At 38.8% G+C, this 18,203-nt stretch carries 28 protein-coding genes; 27 read left to right on the plus strand and 1 reads right to left on the minus strand.

Going from position 1 to position 18,203, the window contains the following annotated elements; translation table 11 throughout:
- Positions 1–13: 13 nt before the first annotated feature.
- The 24 genes from rplX (at position 14) to PT278_RS04560 (ending at position 14,623) form a co-directional block, all read left to right on the plus strand.
- On the plus strand, positions 14–262 hold the full coding sequence (rplX, locus tag PT278_RS04445; RefSeq protein ID WP_277130583.1) for a 50S ribosomal protein L24: 249 nt from the start codon (positions 14–16) through the stop codon (positions 260–262).
- A gap of 14 nt (positions 263–276) precedes the next feature.
- Positions 277–819, plus strand: a complete 543-nt coding sequence (rplE, locus tag PT278_RS04450; RefSeq protein WP_277130584.1) for a 50S ribosomal protein L5 — start codon at positions 277–279, stop codon at positions 817–819.
- A gap of 12 nt (positions 820–831) precedes the next feature.
- Positions 832–1,017 carry a type Z 30S ribosomal protein S14 gene (locus PT278_RS04455; protein ID WP_046307561.1) on the plus strand — a complete coding sequence of 62 codons (186 nt, stop codon included), beginning with the start codon at positions 832–834 and terminating at the stop codon, positions 1,015–1,017.
- A gap of 22 nt (positions 1,018–1,039) precedes the next feature.
- Positions 1,040–1,438 (plus strand): 30S ribosomal protein S8, encoded by a 399-nt coding sequence (gene rpsH / locus PT278_RS04460; protein ID WP_277130585.1) that lies wholly within the window; start codon positions 1,040–1,042, stop codon positions 1,436–1,438.
- 24 nt (positions 1,439–1,462) lie between these two features.
- Positions 1,463–1,993 (plus strand): 50S ribosomal protein L6, encoded by a 531-nt coding sequence (gene rplF / locus PT278_RS04465; protein WP_277130586.1) that lies wholly within the window; start codon positions 1,463–1,465, stop codon positions 1,991–1,993.
- Positions 1,994–2,016: 23 nt separating this feature from the next.
- On the plus strand, positions 2,017–2,373 hold the full coding sequence (gene rplR, locus PT278_RS04470) for a 50S ribosomal protein L18 (protein WP_277130587.1): 357 nt from the start codon (positions 2,017–2,019) through the stop codon (positions 2,371–2,373).
- Between the two features lie 16 nt (positions 2,374–2,389).
- Positions 2,390–2,896: a 30S ribosomal protein S5 gene (gene rpsE / locus PT278_RS04475; RefSeq protein WP_277130588.1), complete on the plus strand. Its 507-nt coding sequence runs from the start codon at positions 2,390–2,392 to the stop codon at positions 2,894–2,896.
- A gap of 11 nt (positions 2,897–2,907) precedes the next feature.
- A complete protein-coding gene (rpmD, locus tag PT278_RS04480) occupies positions 2,908–3,093 on the plus strand; it encodes a 50S ribosomal protein L30 (RefSeq protein ID WP_277130589.1) in 186 nt (61 codons plus the stop codon).
- Positions 3,094–3,114: 21 nt separating this feature from the next.
- Complete coding sequence (gene rplO, locus PT278_RS04485; RefSeq protein WP_277130590.1) at positions 3,115–3,555, plus strand: 50S ribosomal protein L15; 441 nt, start codon at positions 3,115–3,117, stop codon at positions 3,553–3,555.
- Complete coding sequence (gene secY, locus PT278_RS04490) at positions 3,555–4,850, plus strand: preprotein translocase subunit SecY (protein ID WP_277130591.1); 1,296 nt, start codon at positions 3,555–3,557, stop codon at positions 4,848–4,850. The genes rplO and secY overlap by 1 nt, the downstream gene beginning before the upstream one ends.
- 11 nt (positions 4,851–4,861) lie before the next feature.
- Positions 4,862–5,512 carry an adenylate kinase gene (locus PT278_RS04495; RefSeq protein ID WP_277130592.1) on the plus strand — a complete coding sequence of 217 codons (651 nt, stop codon included), beginning with the start codon at positions 4,862–4,864 and terminating at the stop codon, positions 5,510–5,512.
- A gap of 71 nt (positions 5,513–5,583) precedes the next feature.
- Entirely contained in the window at positions 5,584–5,805 is a 222-nt protein-coding gene (infA, locus tag PT278_RS04500) for a translation initiation factor IF-1 (protein WP_034980408.1), read from the plus strand.
- Positions 5,806–5,819: 14 nt separating this feature from the next.
- Entirely contained in the window at positions 5,820–5,936 is a 117-nt protein-coding gene (rpmJ, locus tag PT278_RS04505) for a 50S ribosomal protein L36 (RefSeq protein ID WP_003647815.1), read from the plus strand.
- 23 nt (positions 5,937–5,959) lie between these two features.
- Positions 5,960–6,310 (plus strand): 30S ribosomal protein S13, encoded by a 351-nt coding sequence (gene rpsM / locus PT278_RS04510; protein WP_277130593.1) that lies wholly within the window; start codon positions 5,960–5,962, stop codon positions 6,308–6,310.
- A gap of 19 nt (positions 6,311–6,329) precedes the next feature.
- Positions 6,330–6,713 (plus strand): 30S ribosomal protein S11, encoded by a 384-nt coding sequence (gene rpsK, locus PT278_RS04515; RefSeq protein ID WP_277130594.1) that lies wholly within the window; start codon positions 6,330–6,332, stop codon positions 6,711–6,713.
- 45 nt (positions 6,714–6,758) lie between these two features.
- Complete coding sequence (locus tag PT278_RS04520) at positions 6,759–7,697, plus strand: DNA-directed RNA polymerase subunit alpha (protein ID WP_277130595.1); 939 nt, start codon at positions 6,759–6,761, stop codon at positions 7,695–7,697.
- 20 nt (positions 7,698–7,717) lie between these two features.
- Positions 7,718–8,101, plus strand: a complete 384-nt coding sequence (rplQ, locus tag PT278_RS04525; protein WP_277130596.1) for a 50S ribosomal protein L17 — start codon at positions 7,718–7,720, stop codon at positions 8,099–8,101.
- Between the two features lie 177 nt (positions 8,102–8,278).
- Positions 8,279–9,130 (plus strand): energy-coupling factor ABC transporter ATP-binding protein, encoded by an 852-nt coding sequence (locus PT278_RS04530; RefSeq protein WP_277130597.1) that lies wholly within the window; start codon positions 8,279–8,281, stop codon positions 9,128–9,130.
- Positions 9,106–9,951: an energy-coupling factor transporter ATPase gene (locus tag PT278_RS04535; RefSeq protein WP_277130598.1), complete on the plus strand. Its 846-nt coding sequence runs from the start codon at positions 9,106–9,108 to the stop codon at positions 9,949–9,951. The genes PT278_RS04530 and PT278_RS04535 overlap by 25 nt, the downstream gene beginning before the upstream one ends.
- 4 nt (positions 9,952–9,955) lie before the next feature.
- Positions 9,956–10,753 (plus strand): energy-coupling factor transporter transmembrane component T, encoded by a 798-nt coding sequence (locus PT278_RS04540; protein ID WP_277130599.1) that lies wholly within the window; start codon positions 9,956–9,958, stop codon positions 10,751–10,753.
- Positions 10,753–11,538, plus strand: coding sequence for a tRNA pseudouridine(38-40) synthase TruA (gene truA / locus PT278_RS04545; protein WP_277130600.1), 786 nt, complete (start codon positions 10,753–10,755; stop codon positions 11,536–11,538). Before PT278_RS04540 ends, truA begins: the two co-directional genes overlap by 1 nt.
- Positions 11,539–11,644: 106 nt before the next feature.
- The gene (rplM, locus tag PT278_RS04550; protein WP_277130601.1) at positions 11,645–12,088 is read left to right on the plus strand and encodes a 50S ribosomal protein L13; all 444 of its coding nucleotides are present in this window, start codon (positions 11,645–11,647) and stop codon (positions 12,086–12,088) included.
- A gap of 12 nt (positions 12,089–12,100) precedes the next feature.
- A complete protein-coding gene (rpsI, locus tag PT278_RS04555) occupies positions 12,101–12,496 on the plus strand; it encodes a 30S ribosomal protein S9 (RefSeq protein WP_277130602.1) in 396 nt (131 codons plus the stop codon).
- Between the two features lie 156 nt (positions 12,497–12,652).
- Positions 12,653–14,623 (plus strand): TetM/TetW/TetO/TetS family tetracycline resistance ribosomal protection protein, encoded by a 1,971-nt coding sequence (locus PT278_RS04560; protein ID WP_277130603.1) that lies wholly within the window; start codon positions 12,653–12,655, stop codon positions 14,621–14,623.
- A gap of 50 nt (positions 14,624–14,673) precedes the next feature.
- On the opposite strand, the gene PT278_RS04565 is transcribed toward PT278_RS04560, so the two are convergent.
- Positions 14,674–15,546: a LysR family transcriptional regulator gene (locus tag PT278_RS04565; RefSeq protein ID WP_277130604.1), complete on the minus strand. Its 873-nt coding sequence runs from the start codon at positions 15,544–15,546 to the stop codon at positions 14,674–14,676.
- Positions 15,547–15,627: 81 nt separating this feature from the next.
- Here PT278_RS04565 and PT278_RS04570 point away from each other — a divergent pair, with 81 nt between their 5' ends.
- The 3 genes from PT278_RS04570 (at position 15,628) to PT278_RS04580 (ending at position 18,183) form a co-directional block, all read left to right on the plus strand.
- Positions 15,628–16,482: an alpha/beta hydrolase gene (locus PT278_RS04570; RefSeq protein WP_277130605.1), complete on the plus strand. Its 855-nt coding sequence runs from the start codon at positions 15,628–15,630 to the stop codon at positions 16,480–16,482.
- 106 nt (positions 16,483–16,588) lie between these two features.
- Complete coding sequence (locus tag PT278_RS04575) at positions 16,589–17,596, plus strand: aldo/keto reductase (RefSeq protein ID WP_277130606.1); 1,008 nt, start codon at positions 16,589–16,591, stop codon at positions 17,594–17,596.
- The gene (locus tag PT278_RS04580) at positions 17,593–18,183 is read left to right on the plus strand and encodes a histidine phosphatase family protein (RefSeq protein ID WP_277130607.1); all 591 of its coding nucleotides are present in this window, start codon (positions 17,593–17,595) and stop codon (positions 18,181–18,183) included. The genes PT278_RS04575 and PT278_RS04580 overlap by 4 nt, the downstream gene beginning before the upstream one ends.
- Positions 18,184–18,203 lie beyond the last annotated feature (20 nt).

The raw sequence follows: 18,203 nt of genomic DNA on the forward strand, positions 1-18,203 counted from the left end.
GTGAGGTGCACTGATGTTTGTTAAAACTGGTGACAAAGTAAAAGTTATTGCCGGAAAAGATAAAGGCAAAGAAGGTGTAGTTCTTTCTGTTAACGTTAAGAAGAACCGTGTGGTTGTTAAGGGCGTTAATACGATTAAGAAGCACGAAAAGCCTTCACAAAGCAATGCAAACGGTGGTGTAGTTGAATCAGAAGGTTCAATTCATGCATCAAACGTTAAAGTTATTGCTAAAGGTGAAAGCAAAAAAGAAACTAAGAAGTAGAAGGGAGGACACAAATGGCAAGTTATTTAGCTCAAGAATATAAAGAAAAGATTGTTCCTGCATTACAAGAAAAATTTGAATATGATTCTGTTATGCAAGTACCAAAGATTGAAAAAATTGTTTTGAACATGGGTGTTGGTGACGCAGTTTCCAACGCTAAGAACTTAGACGAAGCAGTTGAAGAATTAACTTTAATTTCTGGTCAAAAGCCTTTAGTTACTAAGGCAAAGAAGTCAATTGCTAACTTCCGTTTACGTGAAGGTATGTCAATTGGTGCTAAGGTTACACTTAGAGGTACTAGAATGTACGATTTCTTGTACAAGTTAATCAACGTTTCACTTCCACGTGTTCGTGACTTCCGCGGTGTTTCAAGTCGGTCATTCGATGGTCGTGGTAACTACACTTTAGGTATCAAGGAACAATTGATTTTCCCAGAAATCGACTTTGATAAAGTTAACCGTACTAGAGGTTTAGATGTTGTTATCGTTACTACTGCCAATACTGACGAAGAGGCTCGTGAGCTTTTAGGTCAATTTGGTATGCCGTTTGCAAAATAATGGAGGACATTAATGGCTAAAACATCACAAAAAATTAGAAATCATCGTCCTGCTAAGTTTTCTTCACGTGAATATACACGTTGTGAGAGATGTGGTCGTCCACACTCAGTTTACCGTAAATTTGGCTTATGCCGTATTTGCCTGAAGGATTTAGCTCACAAAGGTCAAATCCCAGGTCTTAAAAAGGCTAGTTGGTAATACGGTTAGGAGGATAGCATAAATGGTCATGACAGATCCGATCGCAGATTACTTGACTAGAATTAGAAATGCCAACATGGCAAAGCATAGTTCAGTTGAAATTCCTGCATCAAATATTAAAAAATCTATTTCAGAAATTTTGAAACGCGAAGGTTTCATCCGTGATTACGAAGTTACTGATGACAATAAGCAAGGTGTTATCAAGGTTTTCTTGAAATACGGTCCAAACGGAGAACGTGTCATTTCAGGCTTAAAACGGATTTCTAAGCCAGGTCTTAGAAATTACGTTAGTGCTGAAAACTTACCTAAAGTTCTTAATGGTTTAGGTATTGCCATCGTTTCTACTTCTGCTGGTGTAATTACCAATAAAGAAGCTAGACAAAAAGGCGTTGGCGGCGAAGTTATTGCCTACGTTTGGTAATTCTGACAGAAAGGAGAACAATCAATGAGCCGTATAGGTTTAAAAACAATTGAAGTCCCAGACAGTGTCACTGTTACCAAGGAAGGTGACAATATTACTGTTAAGGGCCCAAAGGGTGAATTAACTAGATACTTCGATCCTAAAATTACTTTTAAGCAAGAAGATGGCAAAATCAATTTCTCACGTTCAAGTGAAAATGATAAAGCACTTCATGGTACTGAAAGAGCTAATTTAGCATCAATGGTTGAAGGTGTAGTTAACGGCTACAAGAAGACCTTGAAGTTAATCGGTGTTGGTTACCGTGCTACTACACAAGGCAACAAGTTAACTTTAAATGTTGGCTACTCACACCCAGTTGAAATGACTGCACCTGAAGGTGTTTCCGTAAATGCTACTTCAAATACTGATATTGAAGTAGAAGGAATTTCTAAGCAAAATGTTGGACAATTTGCTGCTGAAATTCGCGATGTACGTCCACCAGAACCTTACAAGGGTAAAGGTATTCGTTATGTTGACGAATATGTACGTCGTAAGGAAGGTAAGACAGGTAAATAATAAATAAATTTTGAGGTGAAATTGTGATTTCAAAACCAGACAAAAACAAATTGCGCTTAAAGCGTCATAAACGTATTCGTAGCAAGATCTCTGGTACTGCTGAGCGCCCACGCTTAAGTGTTTTCCGTTCAAACAAGAACATCTACGCTCAATTAATTGATGATGTAGAGGGTGTCACGCTAGCAAGTGCCTCAACTTTGGATGAATCTGTTAAAGGTTCAACTAAGGTAGAACAAGCTCAAGCTGTTGGTAAAGCTATTGCCGAAGCAGCTAAAGCTAAGAACATTTCAAACATTGTGTTTGATAGAAGTGGTTACTTATACCACGGCCGTATTTCAGCTTTGGCAGATGCCGCTCGTGAAAACGGATTAGATTTCTAGGGAAGGAGAATAATACATGGCAAACCGCAACGATTCTCGTAATAATCGTAGAAATAAGGACGACATTGAAGATCAGTTAGTAGCAATTAATCGTGTCACCAAGGTTGTCAAGGGTGGTCAACGCATGAGATTTGCTGCCCTAGTAGTTGTTGGCGACAAAAAAGGTCGTGTAGGCTTTGGTACTGGTAAAGCTCAAGAAGTTCCAGAAGCAATCCGTAAGGCCGTTGAAGCTGGTAAAAAGAACATGATCAATGTTCCTAAGGTTGGTACTACCATTCCTCACGAAGTAATTGGTCACTATGGTTCAGGTAGTATTTTATTCAAGCCAGCTCCAGCTGGTTCAGGTATTGCAGCCGGTGGTGCCGTTCGTATCGTTATGGATATGGCTGGTATTGCTGATGTTACTTCTAAGTCACTTGGCTCAAACACACCAATCAACGTTGTTCGCGCAGCAATTGATGGCTTGAAGAAGCTTAGAACAAGTGAAGAAGTTGAAAAGCTTCGCCACGCTGATTTAGATTAGGGAGACTATAAATGACTGAATTAAAAGTTACTTTAATTAGAAGTGTTGCGCACCGTCTACCTAACCAAAAGAAAGTTGTTAAGGCTCTTGGCTTAGGTAGAATCAGCAGTACAGTTGTTCTACCAGACAACGCTGCTACTCGTGGTGCATTAATGAAAATTGCCCACTTAATTTCTGTTGAAGAAGTTAATAAATAATTATTGAGGAGGTGCCAATCAATGAAGCTTAATGAATTACATGCCTCTGCTGGTTCACGCTCAACTAGAAAACGTGTTGGACGCGGTACTTCAAGTGGTTTCGGTAAGACTTCTGGTCGTGGACAAAAGGGTCAATTATCCCGTCAAGGCGGCCATACTCGTTTAGGTTTTGAAGGTGGTCAAATGCCATTGTTCAGAACTATGCCTAAGCGTGGTTTTAAGAATATTAACCGTAAGGAATATGCAATTGTTAATTTAGACGACTTGAACAAGTTTGAAGATAACAGTGAAGTAACTGTCGCTAGTTTGAAAGAAAACGGTTTGGTAAAGAAAGAATTATCAGGCGTTAAATTACTTGCTAAAGGCGAATTAAAAGTTAAATTAAACGTAAAGGTTAACAAAGTTTCTGCCGCTGCCAAGAAAGCAGTTGAAGCTGCTGGCGGATCTGTTGAGGTGATCTAATGTTTTCGACCTTGAAGAACGCTTTTAAGGATAAAGAAATTAGAAATAAAATTTATTTTACACTCTTTATTCTCCTGTTGTATCGCATAGGAGCTAATATTACAGTTCCGGGTGTAAATGCAAAAGCGATTACTCAAGTAGCACAAACTGGTTTAGTTCCCATGCTGGATACTGTTTCTGGTGGTGGGTTAGATAATTATTCGATTTTTTCACTGGGTGTTTCACCCTATATTACTGCGCAAATTGTTATTCAATTGTTGCAGATGGATATTGTTCCTATACTAGTAGAGTGGGGAAAACAAGGTGAAGTAGGTCGGCGTAAAACCAATCAAGTTACTCGATGGTTGTCATTAGCTGTTGCTTTTGTTCAAAGTATTGGTATAACACTTGGCTTTAACGCATTAACACAAATGGGACTTGTTAAGTCACAATCGTGGCAGACCTATGTTGAAATTGCTGTTATTATGACAGCCGGAACAATGTTACTTACTTGGCTTGGTGATGAAATCACTGATAAAGGACTAGGTAATGGTGTTTCCGTAATTATCTTTGCTGGTATTATTGCTCGTCTTCCACGTGGTCTGTATCAGATCTTTAAGGAAGATATTATTAATAATAGTGCGAGTGATCGCATTCAAGGGATATTGTTCTTCATCGCGATTATCATTGCAATTCTCGTCGTAACACAATTAGTTACGTGGGTTGAACAGGCGGATCGTCGGATTCCAATTCAATATACAAAGAGAGCAACTGTAAGTGGCTCAGAAAGTTTTTTGCCATTAAAAGTTAATGTTTCCGGTGTTATTCCGGTAATTTTCGCTAGTTCGTTTATTATTACACCAGCAACAATTTTAATGGTCTTTCAAAAGTCCCAAGGCGATCAGCAATGGTACAAGGTAATGACTAACATCTTTAGTATGCAGACTACACCAGGGGTTATAATTTATACGCTTTTGATTATTTTGTTTACGTTCTTCTATGCTTTTGTTCAGGTTAATCCTGAGAAGCTTTCGAAGAATTTGCAAAAGCAGGGCGCTTATATTCCTAGTGTATGGCCAGGCAAAGATACACAAGATTACGTTTCGAAGTTGTTAATGAGATTATCAACGGTGGGATCAGTTTTCTTAGGTTTAGTTGCTTTACTGCCACAGCTTGCTACTAATTTTTGGAATTTACCTAGTTCAATTGGATTAGGCGGAACAAGTCTTTTAATTGTTATTGGGGTTGTCCTAGAATTATCTCGTCAAGTTAACGGTTTGTTAATGAAGCGTGAATATGTGGGATTCATCAGATAGGAAATAGATAAATGATTAACTTAATTCTTTTAGGTTTGCCGGGAGCTGGCAAAGGTACAGTGTCTGAGCAAATTGTTGATAAATATCACCTAACTCATATTTCAACTGGGGATATGTTTAGGGAAGCAATGGCTAATGAAACCAAAGTTGGTCTTGAAGCCAAAAGTTATATCGACAAGGGCGATTTGGTACCCGATGAAGTTACTGCTAAATTGGTTGAAGAGCGTTTAGCTCAACCTGATATTAAAGAAGGCTACATTTTAGATGGCTTTCCAAGGACAACTGTTCAAGCAGAACTATTAGAAGGTATTACTGAACGTCTTAATAAGCCTTTAACTAATGTGATTTCACTTGAAGTTAAAGAACAGACTTTAGTAGATCGCTTGTCAGCTCGCTTTATGTGTAAAAATTGTGGCGCAACTTACAATAAGATTACTAAAATGCCTAAAGAAGAAGGCGTTTGTGATCGTTGTGGTAGTCATGAATTTTATCAACGTGAAGATGACAAGCCTGAAGTAGTTAAGAATCGTTTAGAAGTTAACGAAAAGATGAATACACCTTTGAAAGACTTTTACCAAAAGAAAGGTTTGTTGACTGTCATTGATGGTGAACAAACTCCAGAAAAAGTTTTTGAAAGTGTTGATGCGGTATTAGGTAAATAACAATAATTTGTTTATTTACTATTCCGTGCTATAATTTCAAAGTATGACTGTTTAATTGCGGAGGAACGACTTTGGCAAAAGATGATGTCATTGAAGTAAAGGGTAAAGTTGTAGATACTTTGCCTAATGCTATGTTTAAAGTTGAATTGGAAAATGGAGCTGTGATTTTAGCACATGTTTCCGGCAAAATTAGAATGCACTACATTCGTATTTTGCCTGGCGACCGTGTTACTGTGGAACTTTCTCCTTACGATTTAACAAAAGGTAGAATTACGTATCGGTTTATAAAGTAATAACGGGGGTAAACATGAAGGTTAGACCATCTGTTAAACCAATGTGTGAACATTGTAAGATTATTAAAAGACATGGCCGTGTGATGGTTATTTGTTCTGCAAATCCTAAGCACAAGCAACGTCAAGGTTAAAAATAAAATAGGAGGTGCAATTTATGGCACGTATTGCTGGTGTTGACTTACCAAGAGATAAAAGAATAGTTGTTGCTTTAACATATATTTATGGTATTGGTGAGCCTACAGCTCAAAAAATTTGTGCGGATGCTGGCGTTTCTGAAGACATACGTTCAAAAGATTTGACTCCAGACGATCAAGAAAAGCTTCGCGCAGAAGTTGATAAATACCGTGTTGAAGGCGACTTGCGTCGTCAAGTTAGCATGAATATCAAACGGTTAATTGATATCGGTTCTTACCGTGGTATGCGTCACCGCCGTGGACTTCCAGTTCGTGGTCAAAATACCAAGAATAATGCCCGTACTCGTAAGGGTAGTAAGAAGAATAAATAATTTATAAGGAGGTTTATTGATGCCTAAAACAGCACGTAAGCGTCGTGTGAAGAAGCACGTTGAAAAAGGCGTAGCTCATATTCATTCTACGTTTAATAATACTTTAGTCATGATTACTGACGTTCAAGGTAATGCAGTTGCTTGGTCTTCAGCCGGTGCATTGGGCTTTAAGGGTAGCCGTAAGTCTACTCCGTTCGCAGCTCAAATGGCAGCTGAAGCAGCAGCTAAGAGTGCAATGGATCAAGGTATGAAACATGTAGAAGTTTCTGTCAAAGGTCCTGGTTCTGGTCGTGAATCAGCAATTAGATCATTACAAGCTACTGGTCTTGAAATTACTGCAATTCGTGATGTTACTCCAGTTCCCCACAATGGTTCTAGACCACCAAAACGTCGTCGTGTATAATTTTGTTCTTAATGAAGGACGTTGCGTTTTGAAAGGGGCCTAGTAATGATTGAATTTGAAAAACCAAATATTACCGTTGTTGACCAAGAGAAGTCTTACGGTAAATTTGTTATTGAACCACTTGAACGAGGCTTTGGTACTACTTTAGGTAACTCATTACGTAGAGTTTTACTAACATCTATTCCAGGTACAGGACTTGTTTATGTTCAAATTGATGGTGTCTTACATGAATTCTCAACAGTTCCTGGTGTTAGAGAAGATGTAGCAAAAATGATTCTTAACTTGAAGAAGCTTGAGCTAAAATCATTTTCTGATGAACAAAAATTAATTGAATTGGACGTTGAAGGTCCAGCTACTGTAACTGCTGATGACCTGAAAGTTGACGCTGATGTTCAAATTCTAAATCCTGATCAATATATTTGTACCATCGCTGAAGGTGGCCACTTGCACATGCAAATTGCTGTCAAGAACGGTCGTGGTTATGTTGCAGCAAGCGACAACAAGAGTGAAGACATGCCAATTGGTGTTATTCCGGTCGATTCTCTTTTTTCACCAATTGAAAAGGTTAATTACCAAGTTGAATCAACTCGTGTTGGTAAAAGAGATGATTTTGACAAGCTCACTTTAGAGATTTGGACTGATGGTTCAATCAAGCCTAATGACGCCCTTAGTTTTGCTGCTAAAATTCTAGTAGCGCACTTTAAAGTGTTTGAAACTGCTGATGCAAATACCAAATTCGATGATGTTATGGTCGAAAAGGAAGATGATACTGCAGAAAAGAAGCTTGAGATGACAATCGAAGAGCTTGACCTTTCTGTACGTTCATACAATTGCCTGAAGCGCGCCGGCATTAATACTCTGCAAGAGTTAACTGATAAGACTGAAGCAGATATGATGCGCGTACGTAATTTGGGACGTAAATCATTGGAAGAAGTTAAAAACAAATTAGCTGACTTAGGACTTTCACTTCGTCAAGAAGATTAATAAATAAAGGAGGTAAACTGATGGCATACCGTAAATTAGGTTGGGATAGTGCACATAGAAAAGCAATGTTGCGTGAAATGACAACTCAATTGTTCATGAAAGAACGCATTGTTACTACTGAAACTCGTGCAAAAGAAATTCGTAAGACTGCCGAAAAGATGATTACTTTAGGTAAGCGTGGCGATTTAGCTGCTAGAAGAAAGGCTGCTGCTTTTGTACGTGATGAAGTTGCTGATATCCATGAAGAAAAAGATGCAGTTGTTGTTAAATCAGCATTGCAAAAACTTTTCAGCGATATTGCACCTCGTTACAAAGACCGCAATGGTGGTTACACCAGAATTATGAAGTTAGCCAAAGCTCGTAAGGGTGATGGCGCTCCAATGGTTATTCTTGAATTAGTTTAATTTGAGATAACCAAAACTTAATAGCTATTAAGAATTATCCATGGAAGTGAGAATAAGCGCCAAGATGATGACGAAAGTTTAGTCTAGCTTAGATAATGTAAATTATCCCTCTTCATGGATGATTTTTTTTGCTTTTTTTTTGGTATAATCAAGTCAGGCTTATAGGATGGTGAAGAAATGGCAACAGATAGTATTATAAAAATTAAAAATGTAACTTTTACATATCAAGATACAAAGCAGCCCGCTATTGACCATATTAGTTTTGAGATTAAACGGGGAACGTGGACTTCGATCATTGGTCACAATGGTAGTGGCAAATCGACAATTATTCGATTAATAAATGGTTTGCTTGTTCCTGATAATTCTGATGAGGCTAGTATTGAAGTTGATGGTGAAAAACTTACTGACGATAGTGTATGGGACATTCGAAACAAAGTTGGGATAGTTTTTCAAAATCCCGATAATCAGTTTGTTGGTGCTACTGTTGCAGATGATGTTGCCTTTGGCCTTGAAAATCGTGGGGTTCCGCGTGAGAAAATGCTAAAAATCGTTCCTAAAGCAATTAATGCTGTTGGTATGACTGACTACACTAATTCTGAGCCTGCGAGCCTCTCAGGCGGTCAAAAACAGCGTGTAGCAATTGCTGGTATTATTGCCATCAAGCCCAAAATTATTATTTTGGATGAAGCAACGTCAATGCTTGATCCTGAAGGGCGTAATAAAATTTTACAAATTGTTCGCCAAATGAAACAGGAATATGATTTAACTGTTATTTCAATTACACATGATATTGATGAGGCAAGTTTAGCCGATCAGGTAATTGTCATGAATGATGGAAAATTGGTTGAGCAAGGTACTAGTAGTGAAATTTTCAGCCAAACAAAGCTCCTTAAAAAGTTGGGTCTTGACGTACCATTCTTTGAACAAATTAAAGATGAGCTACTGGAACAAGGTATTAATATTCCAAGCACTGTAAATTCAGAAAAAGAGTTGATTAATTTCTTATGTCAATTAAATTCAAGCAAGTAAGCTATATCTATTCACCAGATTCACCACTTGAAAAAAAGGGTCTGGATAATGTGAGTTTTGAACTTCAAAATGGTACTTTTACTGCGATTATTGGTCATACTGGTAGTGGCAAATCGACTTTGATGCAACATTTTAATGCCTTGTTAAAACCATCTAGTGGTCAAATTGAGATTGCTGGGACGACAATTACACCAGAAACTTCAAACAAGAATTTAAAGCAGCTGCGTAAACATGTTAGTCTAGTTTTTCAGTTTCCTGAAGCCCAGCTTTTTGAAAGCACCGTCTTAAAAGATGTTGCTTTTGGTCCCAAAAACTTTGGCTATAGTGAAGAAGAAGCAAAGAAAGTTGCGCAAGTTTGGCTTAAAAAAGTTGGCTTGCCAGATGATATTGCAGATAAATCCCCGTTTGACCTTTCTGGCGGGCAAATGAGACGAGTTGCTATTGCCGGCGTCTTAGCCTACGAGCCAGAAATCTTGTGTCTTGATGAGCCAGCGGCAGGACTTGATCCACAAGCACGTAAGCAAATGATGGATTTATTTGTTGAATACCAGAAGGCTGGGCATACGGTTATTTTGGTAACTCATAATATGGATGATGTGGCAAATTATGCTGATGATGTTTTAGTAATGGAACATGGTCAGATGATTAAGCATGATAAGCCACAAGTGATTTTTAATGATCGTTCTTGGTTAAAGCAGCATTATTTAGATGAACCACAGGCATCTTTGTTTGCATCTAAATTAACGGGATTTAAGTTTCCTAGTCAACCTTTGACAGCAAAAGACTTGGTTCAGGGAATTAAAGAAAATTTAAAGGGGTGAGTTTGTGAGTAAAATTTTAATTGGTCGATATGTACCGGGAAATTCACTTGTTTATAAAATGGATCCGCGCGGGAAATTACTTGCAACCATCTTTTTTATTTTGATTATTTTTCTGGCTAATAATCCGCTGACTTACGCGATTGTGACTATATTTAGTTTTATTGCAGTAGCTGCAACTAAATTACGGCCAAAGGTCTTTTGGGATGGGGTTAAGCCGTTAGTTTGGCTAATCTTTTTTACATCACTTTTGCAATTGTTTTTTACGGTTGGCGGTAAAGTTTACTGGCAGTGGACGATTTTTGCAATAACTAGTTATGGTATTGAAAATGCTATTTATATTTTCATTCGGTTTACAGTGATTATTTTAATTTCAACGGTGATGACAGTAACAACAATGCCACTCGAAATTGCAGATGCAATGGAATGGCTGCTGACACCACTTAAATTAATCAAAGTTCCGGTTGATAAAATTGCATTGGTAATGTCGATTGCATTGCGCTTTGTGCCAACCTTATTTGATGAGACTGTTAAAATCATGAATGCTCAACGTTCGCGTGGTGCAGATTTTAATAATGGTGGGTTAATTACCCGGGCAAAAGCAATTACACCATTGCTGGTTCCCTTGTTTATCAATTCATTAGAAACGGCCATTGATTTGTCAACAGCGATGGAATCACGCGGATATCGCGACGATAATGGCCGAACTCGTTACCGAATATTGCGTTGGTCAAAGTTTGATTTGATTAATTTAGGTTATTTTGCAATTTTAATTGCGCTGCTATTAATTTTTAGGATACATTAATGATTACAAGATATAAAATGACACTTGCATATGATGGCCACCTATTTCATGGCTTTCAGAGTCAGCCTCATCAGAGAACCGTTCAGGGAACAATTGAAGCTGCGCTAACTAAAATGACTAAGGGTGAAAAAATAGTCGTTGAAGGGTCAGGTAGAACTGATGCGGGTGTCCATGCTATTGGTCAGGTAATTCACTTTGATTACCCGGGAAATACTATTCCACCGGAAAGAATGATTCGTGCACTTAATTCAATTATGCCGTTAGATATTGTCTTTAAGGAATGTGAAATTGTTGATAAAAATTTCCATGTTCGCTATAGCGCCAAGGGCAAGTGGTATCGCTATCGGGCAAGTCTTGACCGCTTCGTTGATCCATTCAAACGTTTTTATACTGGTCACTATCCTTATCCTGTTGATGTAAAAAAAATGCAGCTAGCGGCACGTGATCTGATTGGTACTCATGACTTTACTAGCTTTGCGGCTAGTGGCGGCCAAATTAAAAATAAAGTAAGAACAATGTATTATGTTAACATCACTCAAGATGAAGAAACTAATGAAATTGTTTTTGACTTTATTTGTTCTGGCTTTTTATACAATATGGTGCGTATTTTAGTTGCCACCTTGTTAGAAATTGGTAATGGCAAGCGACCAATTGATGATATTCCCCGGGTAATAAAAGCTCGAGATCGCGAGCAGGTGAGAGAAACAGCGCAGGCAAGCGGTTTGTTTCTTTACCATGTTTTTTATGATGATTTGCCAAAAAAATACCGGCAAGACGTTGATTAATATTGACAATTTATTAAAAAGGACGTATTCTAGAACAGTATGTTTGTCCATGATAGGCCCCGGCAACTTATTGTTTTCAAACAACGTATAAACGGAGGAATTTACATTGCGTACTACACAATTAGCAAAACCTAATGAAATTGAACGTAAGTGGTATGTTATTGACGCAACAGATGTATCTTTAGGTCGTCTGTCTACTGCAGTAGCCACTATTTTAAGAGGTAAGAACAAGCCTCAATATACACCAAATGTTGACACTGGTGACAACGTTATTATTATTAACGCTTCTAAAGTTAAGTTAACTGGTAAAAAGGCTACTGACAAGATTTATTACCACCACTCTGGTTGGCGTGGCGGAATCAAGGCTGTTCCAGCTGGTGATTTGCTTGCCAATAACCCAGTTAGATTAGTTGAATTGTCAGTTAAGGGAATGCTTCCAAAGAACACTCTTGGTCACCAAGAATTCATGAAGATGCATGTTTATGCTGATGCTGATCACAAGCATGAAGCACAAAAACCTGAAGAATTAGACATTAATAAATTAATCTAGGAGGTTAAATAAATGGCACAACAAGTTGCATATGCAGGTACTGGTCGTCGTAAGGACGCAGTTGCGCGTGTACGTTTAGTACCAGGCACTGGTAAGATTACTGTTAACAACAAAGATGTTGATCAATACATTCCATTCCCTAACTTAGTTAAGGATTTGAAGCAACCATTGACTTTGACTGAAACTGACGGTCAATATGACGTTAAAGTTAACGTTAATGGTGGTGGCTTCTCAGGTCAAGCTGGTGCAATCCGTCTTGGTATTGCCCGTGCTCTTCTTGAAGTTGACCCAGATTTCCGTGGTCCTTTGAAGAAGGCTGGATTCTTAACTCGTGACCCTAGAATGGTTGAAAGAAAGAAGCCAGGTTTGAAGAAAGCCCGCAAAGCTTCACAATTCTCAAAACGTTAATTTTGGATTTACGTTTATCAAAAAAGATATCTCAATTGGGATATCTTTTTTTGTTTAAATTAAAAACCTACTGTAACCCTTGAATAGATTGGGCTAAAATTAAGTTATATTTTATTAAGATAAGAAAAAGTAATAAAGGAATGAAAAGGCGGGACTATGAAACAGATAGTTGCAGGCATATTGGCGAATGTTGACGCGGGAAAGACTACCTTATCTGAAGCACTGCTTTATCAAACAGGAACGATTAGACAGTTAGGGCGCGTTGATAATGGCGATACCTTTTTGGATTCAGATCAACTAGAAAAAAGACGTGGAATTACTATTTTTTCTCATCAGGCAAATTTAGAATATCAAGATTTAAAATTAACCTTGCTTGATACGCCAGGTCACGTTGACTTTTTGGCACAAACAGAGGGTGTATTAAGTGTTCTGGACTATGCTATCTTAGTAATTTCCGCTACTGCAGGTGTACAAAGTCAAACAAGAAAGTTGTGGCAACTGCTCCAGCAGTATCAGGTTCCGACTTTTATTTTTGTTAATAAAATGGATGCGGGTCAAGAAGAATTGCCAACAATAATTGCGCAACTACAAAAAGAATTATCCACTGGCTGCGTTAATTTTGAATTAAAAAATCAACAATTGTCTGCTTCAACTCAGGAACAAATTGCTGTTCAAGATGACGATGTTTTAACGGACTATCTGTCTTCAGGTACGATTGATAATGCGACTATCCGCCAAATGATTAAGAAAAGGCAGATTTTTCCTTGTTATTTTGGGTCCGCTTTAAAACTGCAGGGAATTAAAGAACTACTTTCAGGGATTGCTTTTTGGAGTGAGGAGTACCAACCAGCAATATCTGATTTTGGTGCACGAATATTTAAAATTTCGCATAATGCAAAAGGTGAACGGTTAACTTGGCTGCGCGTTATGAGCGGCAGTCTGCAGCCCAAGCAAATTGTACTAACTAACCAAAAAGTTAACCAGCTACGAATTTATCAGGGCGAAAAATTCACCACTAAGCAGGAAGTAACAGCGGGGCAAATTTGTACGATTCCTAATTTGACTGGGACGTATCGAGGACAAGGTCTAGGGGTTGAACATGATAGTCAGAATCCACAAGTTCAGCCTGTTTTAACTTATTCTGTTGATCCTAAAGACTACGATCCACATTCTTGCTTATTGGCCTTAAAAGAATTAGAGGATGAAGATCCACAACTTCATGTTGTTTGGGATGAGCATAGCCAAAGCATTAGTGTACGAATTATGGGTGAAGTCCAGCTGGAAGTCTTACAGCAATTATTGCAGGAAAGATTTAATCTTCAGCTTGAATTTGGCACTGGAAAGATTTTGTATAAAGAAACTGTTATGGATTCAGTTGAGGGTGCCGGACATTTTGAACCATTGCGACATTATGCGGAGACTCATGTGGTGCTTGAGCCATTGCCAGCTGGAAGTGGCTTAGTTATTGCAAATGATTGCCCTAATGAGGTTTTAGCGCCTAATTGGCAGAAACAAGTAATGTTTGATTTGCGAAGTAAGGAACATTTGGGTGTCTTAATTGGCGCGCCAATTACGGATATGAAAATTCGCTTTGTTAGTGGTCATTATAGTTATAAGCACACGCAAGGCGGCGATTTTCGTAAGGCTGCCTGGCGCGCAGTCCGGCAAGGTTTAATGCTTCTTAAAGCTAAAGGAAAATGTCAATTGCTTGAGCCGTGGTATCATTTTCGCCTGGAAATTGCTTCGACGCAAATTGGTCGGGCCATTAGTGATATTCGGCAGATGAAAGGCACTTTTAATGAACCTGAGGTGGGAACTAATCAAGATACAGAGATTTTAACTGGTTCTGCTCCAGTTAAACAAATGCAAAATTATGCTAAAGTAGTTCGAAATTATACTCATGGGCAGGGGAGTTTAGAATGCACATTTGATTGTTATCACCCTTGCCAAAATGCAGCAGAAATTATTGCGGCTTATGATTACTCGCCAACGCACGATTTGGCAAATACCCCAGACTCTGTTTTTGTACCGAATGAAATTGCAACGAGAATACCGTGGAATGAAGTTCCGCAGTGGGCCCATGTACCGTATCAAAATAAATACAAATTCGGCGGCTATCATGCCTAAAAGCCAAATAGCTGAAAGACCTGTTGATTATTTATCAGCAGGTCTTTTTATTAGTTTAATACCTTTTTTAATTGGGCTAAGAATGTTTGGGCGGCACGCGAGAGGACGGCGGTTTTTGACCAGATTAAACTTGCGTGAATGGTTAATTCTGGCTCGAGGGGAATAAAAGTTAGGTTGGTTTGTGCAAGATTGATGATCCCGTCAAGGCAAAGCACATCACCAACATTGTGCTGTGCGAGAATTGCGGCATTGTTAAGCAAGTTATAGCTGGCAGCGGTTTGAAATTTAAGACTGCTTTGCCCCAGCCAGTTGGCCAATAATGTTTGACTATTGTGACGCTGCGGCAGAATTACTGGTTTGCCAATTAAATCAGCAACTTTAATTTTGCTTTTATTAGCTAGATTTGAATCCTTTCTAGTTAACAGGCCCCACCTTGTAGTTCCTGGCAGAGTTAGGAAGTTGTAGTTGGTTTTATTAAAAGGATCCAGGACAAAACCGAAATCAAACAGGCCATTTTGCATTTTGCGCTGAACCTCGCTTGCATCACAACTATGTAAGTTGACAATAACATTAGGCGCAACTTGCTTTAATTGATTAATTGCATCCGCAATTGTGCTGAGCATAGGTGCTTCTGAACAGCCGATAAAGACGCTGCCGCTAATTTCAGATTTTTGGCCAATATTTGCGCTAGTTTTATTGGCTAAAGTCAAAATTTGTCTAGCCTGATTGGCAAGATATTCGCCGTCAGTTGTCAATTTGATTGTTCTCGTACCGCGTTCAAATAGACTGACGCCCAATTCTTGTTCAAGTTCGTGGATTTGTCGTGAAATTGTGGGCTGCGAGATGTGCAGCTTGGCTGCTGCTCGCGAGATGTTTTGTTCGTTAACAACTGCTAAAAAATAGCGTAAGACTCTAAGTTCCATGATGCTCCTTCTATTAAGATTAATTGGTTTTTGGTATTATAATGATTTTAGATAAGTATAAGACTTTTAGGACATGAAATTATGAAAAAGAAAAATTTGTTTTGGCTTGGACTGGTGATAGTCGTCTTGATTGTTGGCGGTACTATTAGCTGGTTCTATTTTAGTAAAAATAACATGGCTAATACTAATCAAGTGGTGGATCGCTCAGGCAGTACAACGACAATTTATCTTCATGGTTGGGGAGCCAGTGGCAAATCTACGGATAGTATGATTGCCTATGCCGAAAAACATAATCATGCCCACAAGGTACTAACTGCAAAAGTTAGGCGGGATGGGCAAATTAGTTTAGAGGGAACATGGCCTAAGGGAACCACGCATCCCTTAATCCAGTTAGTATTTGTAGATAATAAAAACGGCGATTATTATGTGACACGTGAATGGTTCCATCATTTGATTGTCTTGTTACAGAAAAAATACCGAATTAAACGCTACAATACGGTTGCTCACTCAATGGGGAACTTAACGACGATGTTTTACCAAATGAAATACGGCAATAGCGACAAATTACCTAGGCTAAATAAGCAGGTCAATCTTGGTGGACATTTTGATGGTATTTTGGGAATGGATGACAAGGCTAATCATAATTACTTATTGGCTAGTGGTCGACCAAGGTATCTAAATTCATCATATCGCTATTTATTAAAACACCGGCAAAATTATCCTAAAAATGTGTCCATCTTAAATATTTTTGGCAACAAGAAAGACGGGACGAATTCCGACGGGGATGTCAGCGTTGTTTCAGCACGTTCGCTGCGTTATTTGCTCCGCGGCAGAGTTAATTATCAAGAAATTGAAGTCAAGGGAGCTGGCGGTCAGCACAGTCAGCTCCATGAAAATCCACGAGTTGACCAAGCTATTGGACAATTTTTATGGTGAAGCATTAGCCATGCCTAATTAGTATAGTATGACATACAAAATAAGTATTAGACATAACTTGTTCTTGATTATTATAATAACTACAAAAGTTAAGGAGAGAGCAGCTATGGAATACGTTAATTTGGGTAATACTGCCATTAAAATTTCTAAATTATGTGTTGGCGGCATGAGTTTCGGTCAAGCAGGAACAATGCACGACTGGACTTTAGATCAAAGTGGAACTGAAAAAATTGTTGCCCATGCATTAGACTTAGGGATAAATTTTTTCGATACGGCCAACAGCTATTCTGCAGGTACAGGCGAAGAATACTTAGGAAAGGCATTAAAAAAATGTACTGCAAGAGATAAAGTAGTAATTGCTTCGAAAGTTTATTTTAATCCTGGGCGTTTGTCCCGCAAGGCAATTGAACGTGAAATTGACGGTACTTTAGAACGGCTGGGAACTGATTATTTGGATTTATACATTATTCATCGTTTTGATTATCACACGCCAATTGAAGAAACAATGTCTGCCTTAAATGATTTGGTTAAGGCGGGTAAGGTTAGGGCTCTTGGTGCTTCAGCAATGTATGCTTATCAATTTTACAATCTGCAATTAGCTGCACGAGATCATGGCTGGACCCAGTTTTCAGCAATGGAAAATCATTATAACTTGCTTTATCGTGAAGATGAGCGTGAGCTACTGCCACTGTGCCGCCAAATGGGTGTATCTCTGATGCCATATAGTCCGCTAGCTGCTGGTCGACTTGCTCGTCCCAATTGGGCAGCTTCTACTTTGCGCAGTCAGACCGATCGCGTGGCCCGAGGCAAGTATGACCATACCAAAAAGTTTGATGAAAAAATTTCCCAGCGAGTTAACGAATTGGCACAAAAGTATCAGGTCAAGATGTCTCAAATTGCATTAGCATGGCTGTGGTCCAAGGGAGTTGCTTCGCCAATTATTGGCGCGACAAAGACCACTCATTTTGATGATGCAGTGAATGCACTTTCTGTTAAACTAACTAATGAAGATCTTGCTTACATTGAGGAGCCGTACCTGCCCCACAAAATTGTGGGTGCAATTGATGAAAATCCACCAGAAGGTACAGTATTGTTAAACGAGGACACAAAATGAAAGAATTATATTTAATGCGGCATAGCCAGACATTGTTTAACCAGTTACACAGAATCCAGGGGTGGTCCGATTCGCCATTAACTAAGCAGGGAATTAAGGATGCCCAGGAAGTTGGGCGTTATTTTAAGGACCAACAGATTACTTTTGACCATGCCTATTCGTCAACGCAGGAGCGTGCTTGTGACACACTTGAAAATATCACTGACCAGCCTTACACTAGACTAAAGGGTTTGAAAGAATGGAACTTTGGCGTTTTTGAGGGGCAAAGTGAGCAGCTCAATCCCCATGATGACAGTAGTCGGCATTCATACGGTGATTTTTTTCTGCAGTTTGGCGGTGAGTCTGATTTAGAAGTTCAAGAGCGGATGAATCAGACGTTAACAACAATCATGGAGCGGCCAGATCACCACCGCGTCTTGGCAGTTAGCCATGGCGGCGCGTGCTTCATGTTCTTACAAAAATGGCTGCCGTATGCTGAGATTAAACGGCAAGTAACTAATTTTCATAATTGCTGTATCCTAAAGTTCACTTATGAAGATGGTAAATTCACCTTTATTAAGGCAATTAATGTTAAGGAAGAAAATTAGTGCCAGGAGCGCGTTACAAT

It is taken from the genome of Lactobacillus sp. ESL0703, from assembly GCF_029433435.1.
In the GTDB taxonomy this organism is placed as follows: Bacteria; Bacillota; Bacilli; order Lactobacillales; family Lactobacillaceae; genus Lactobacillus.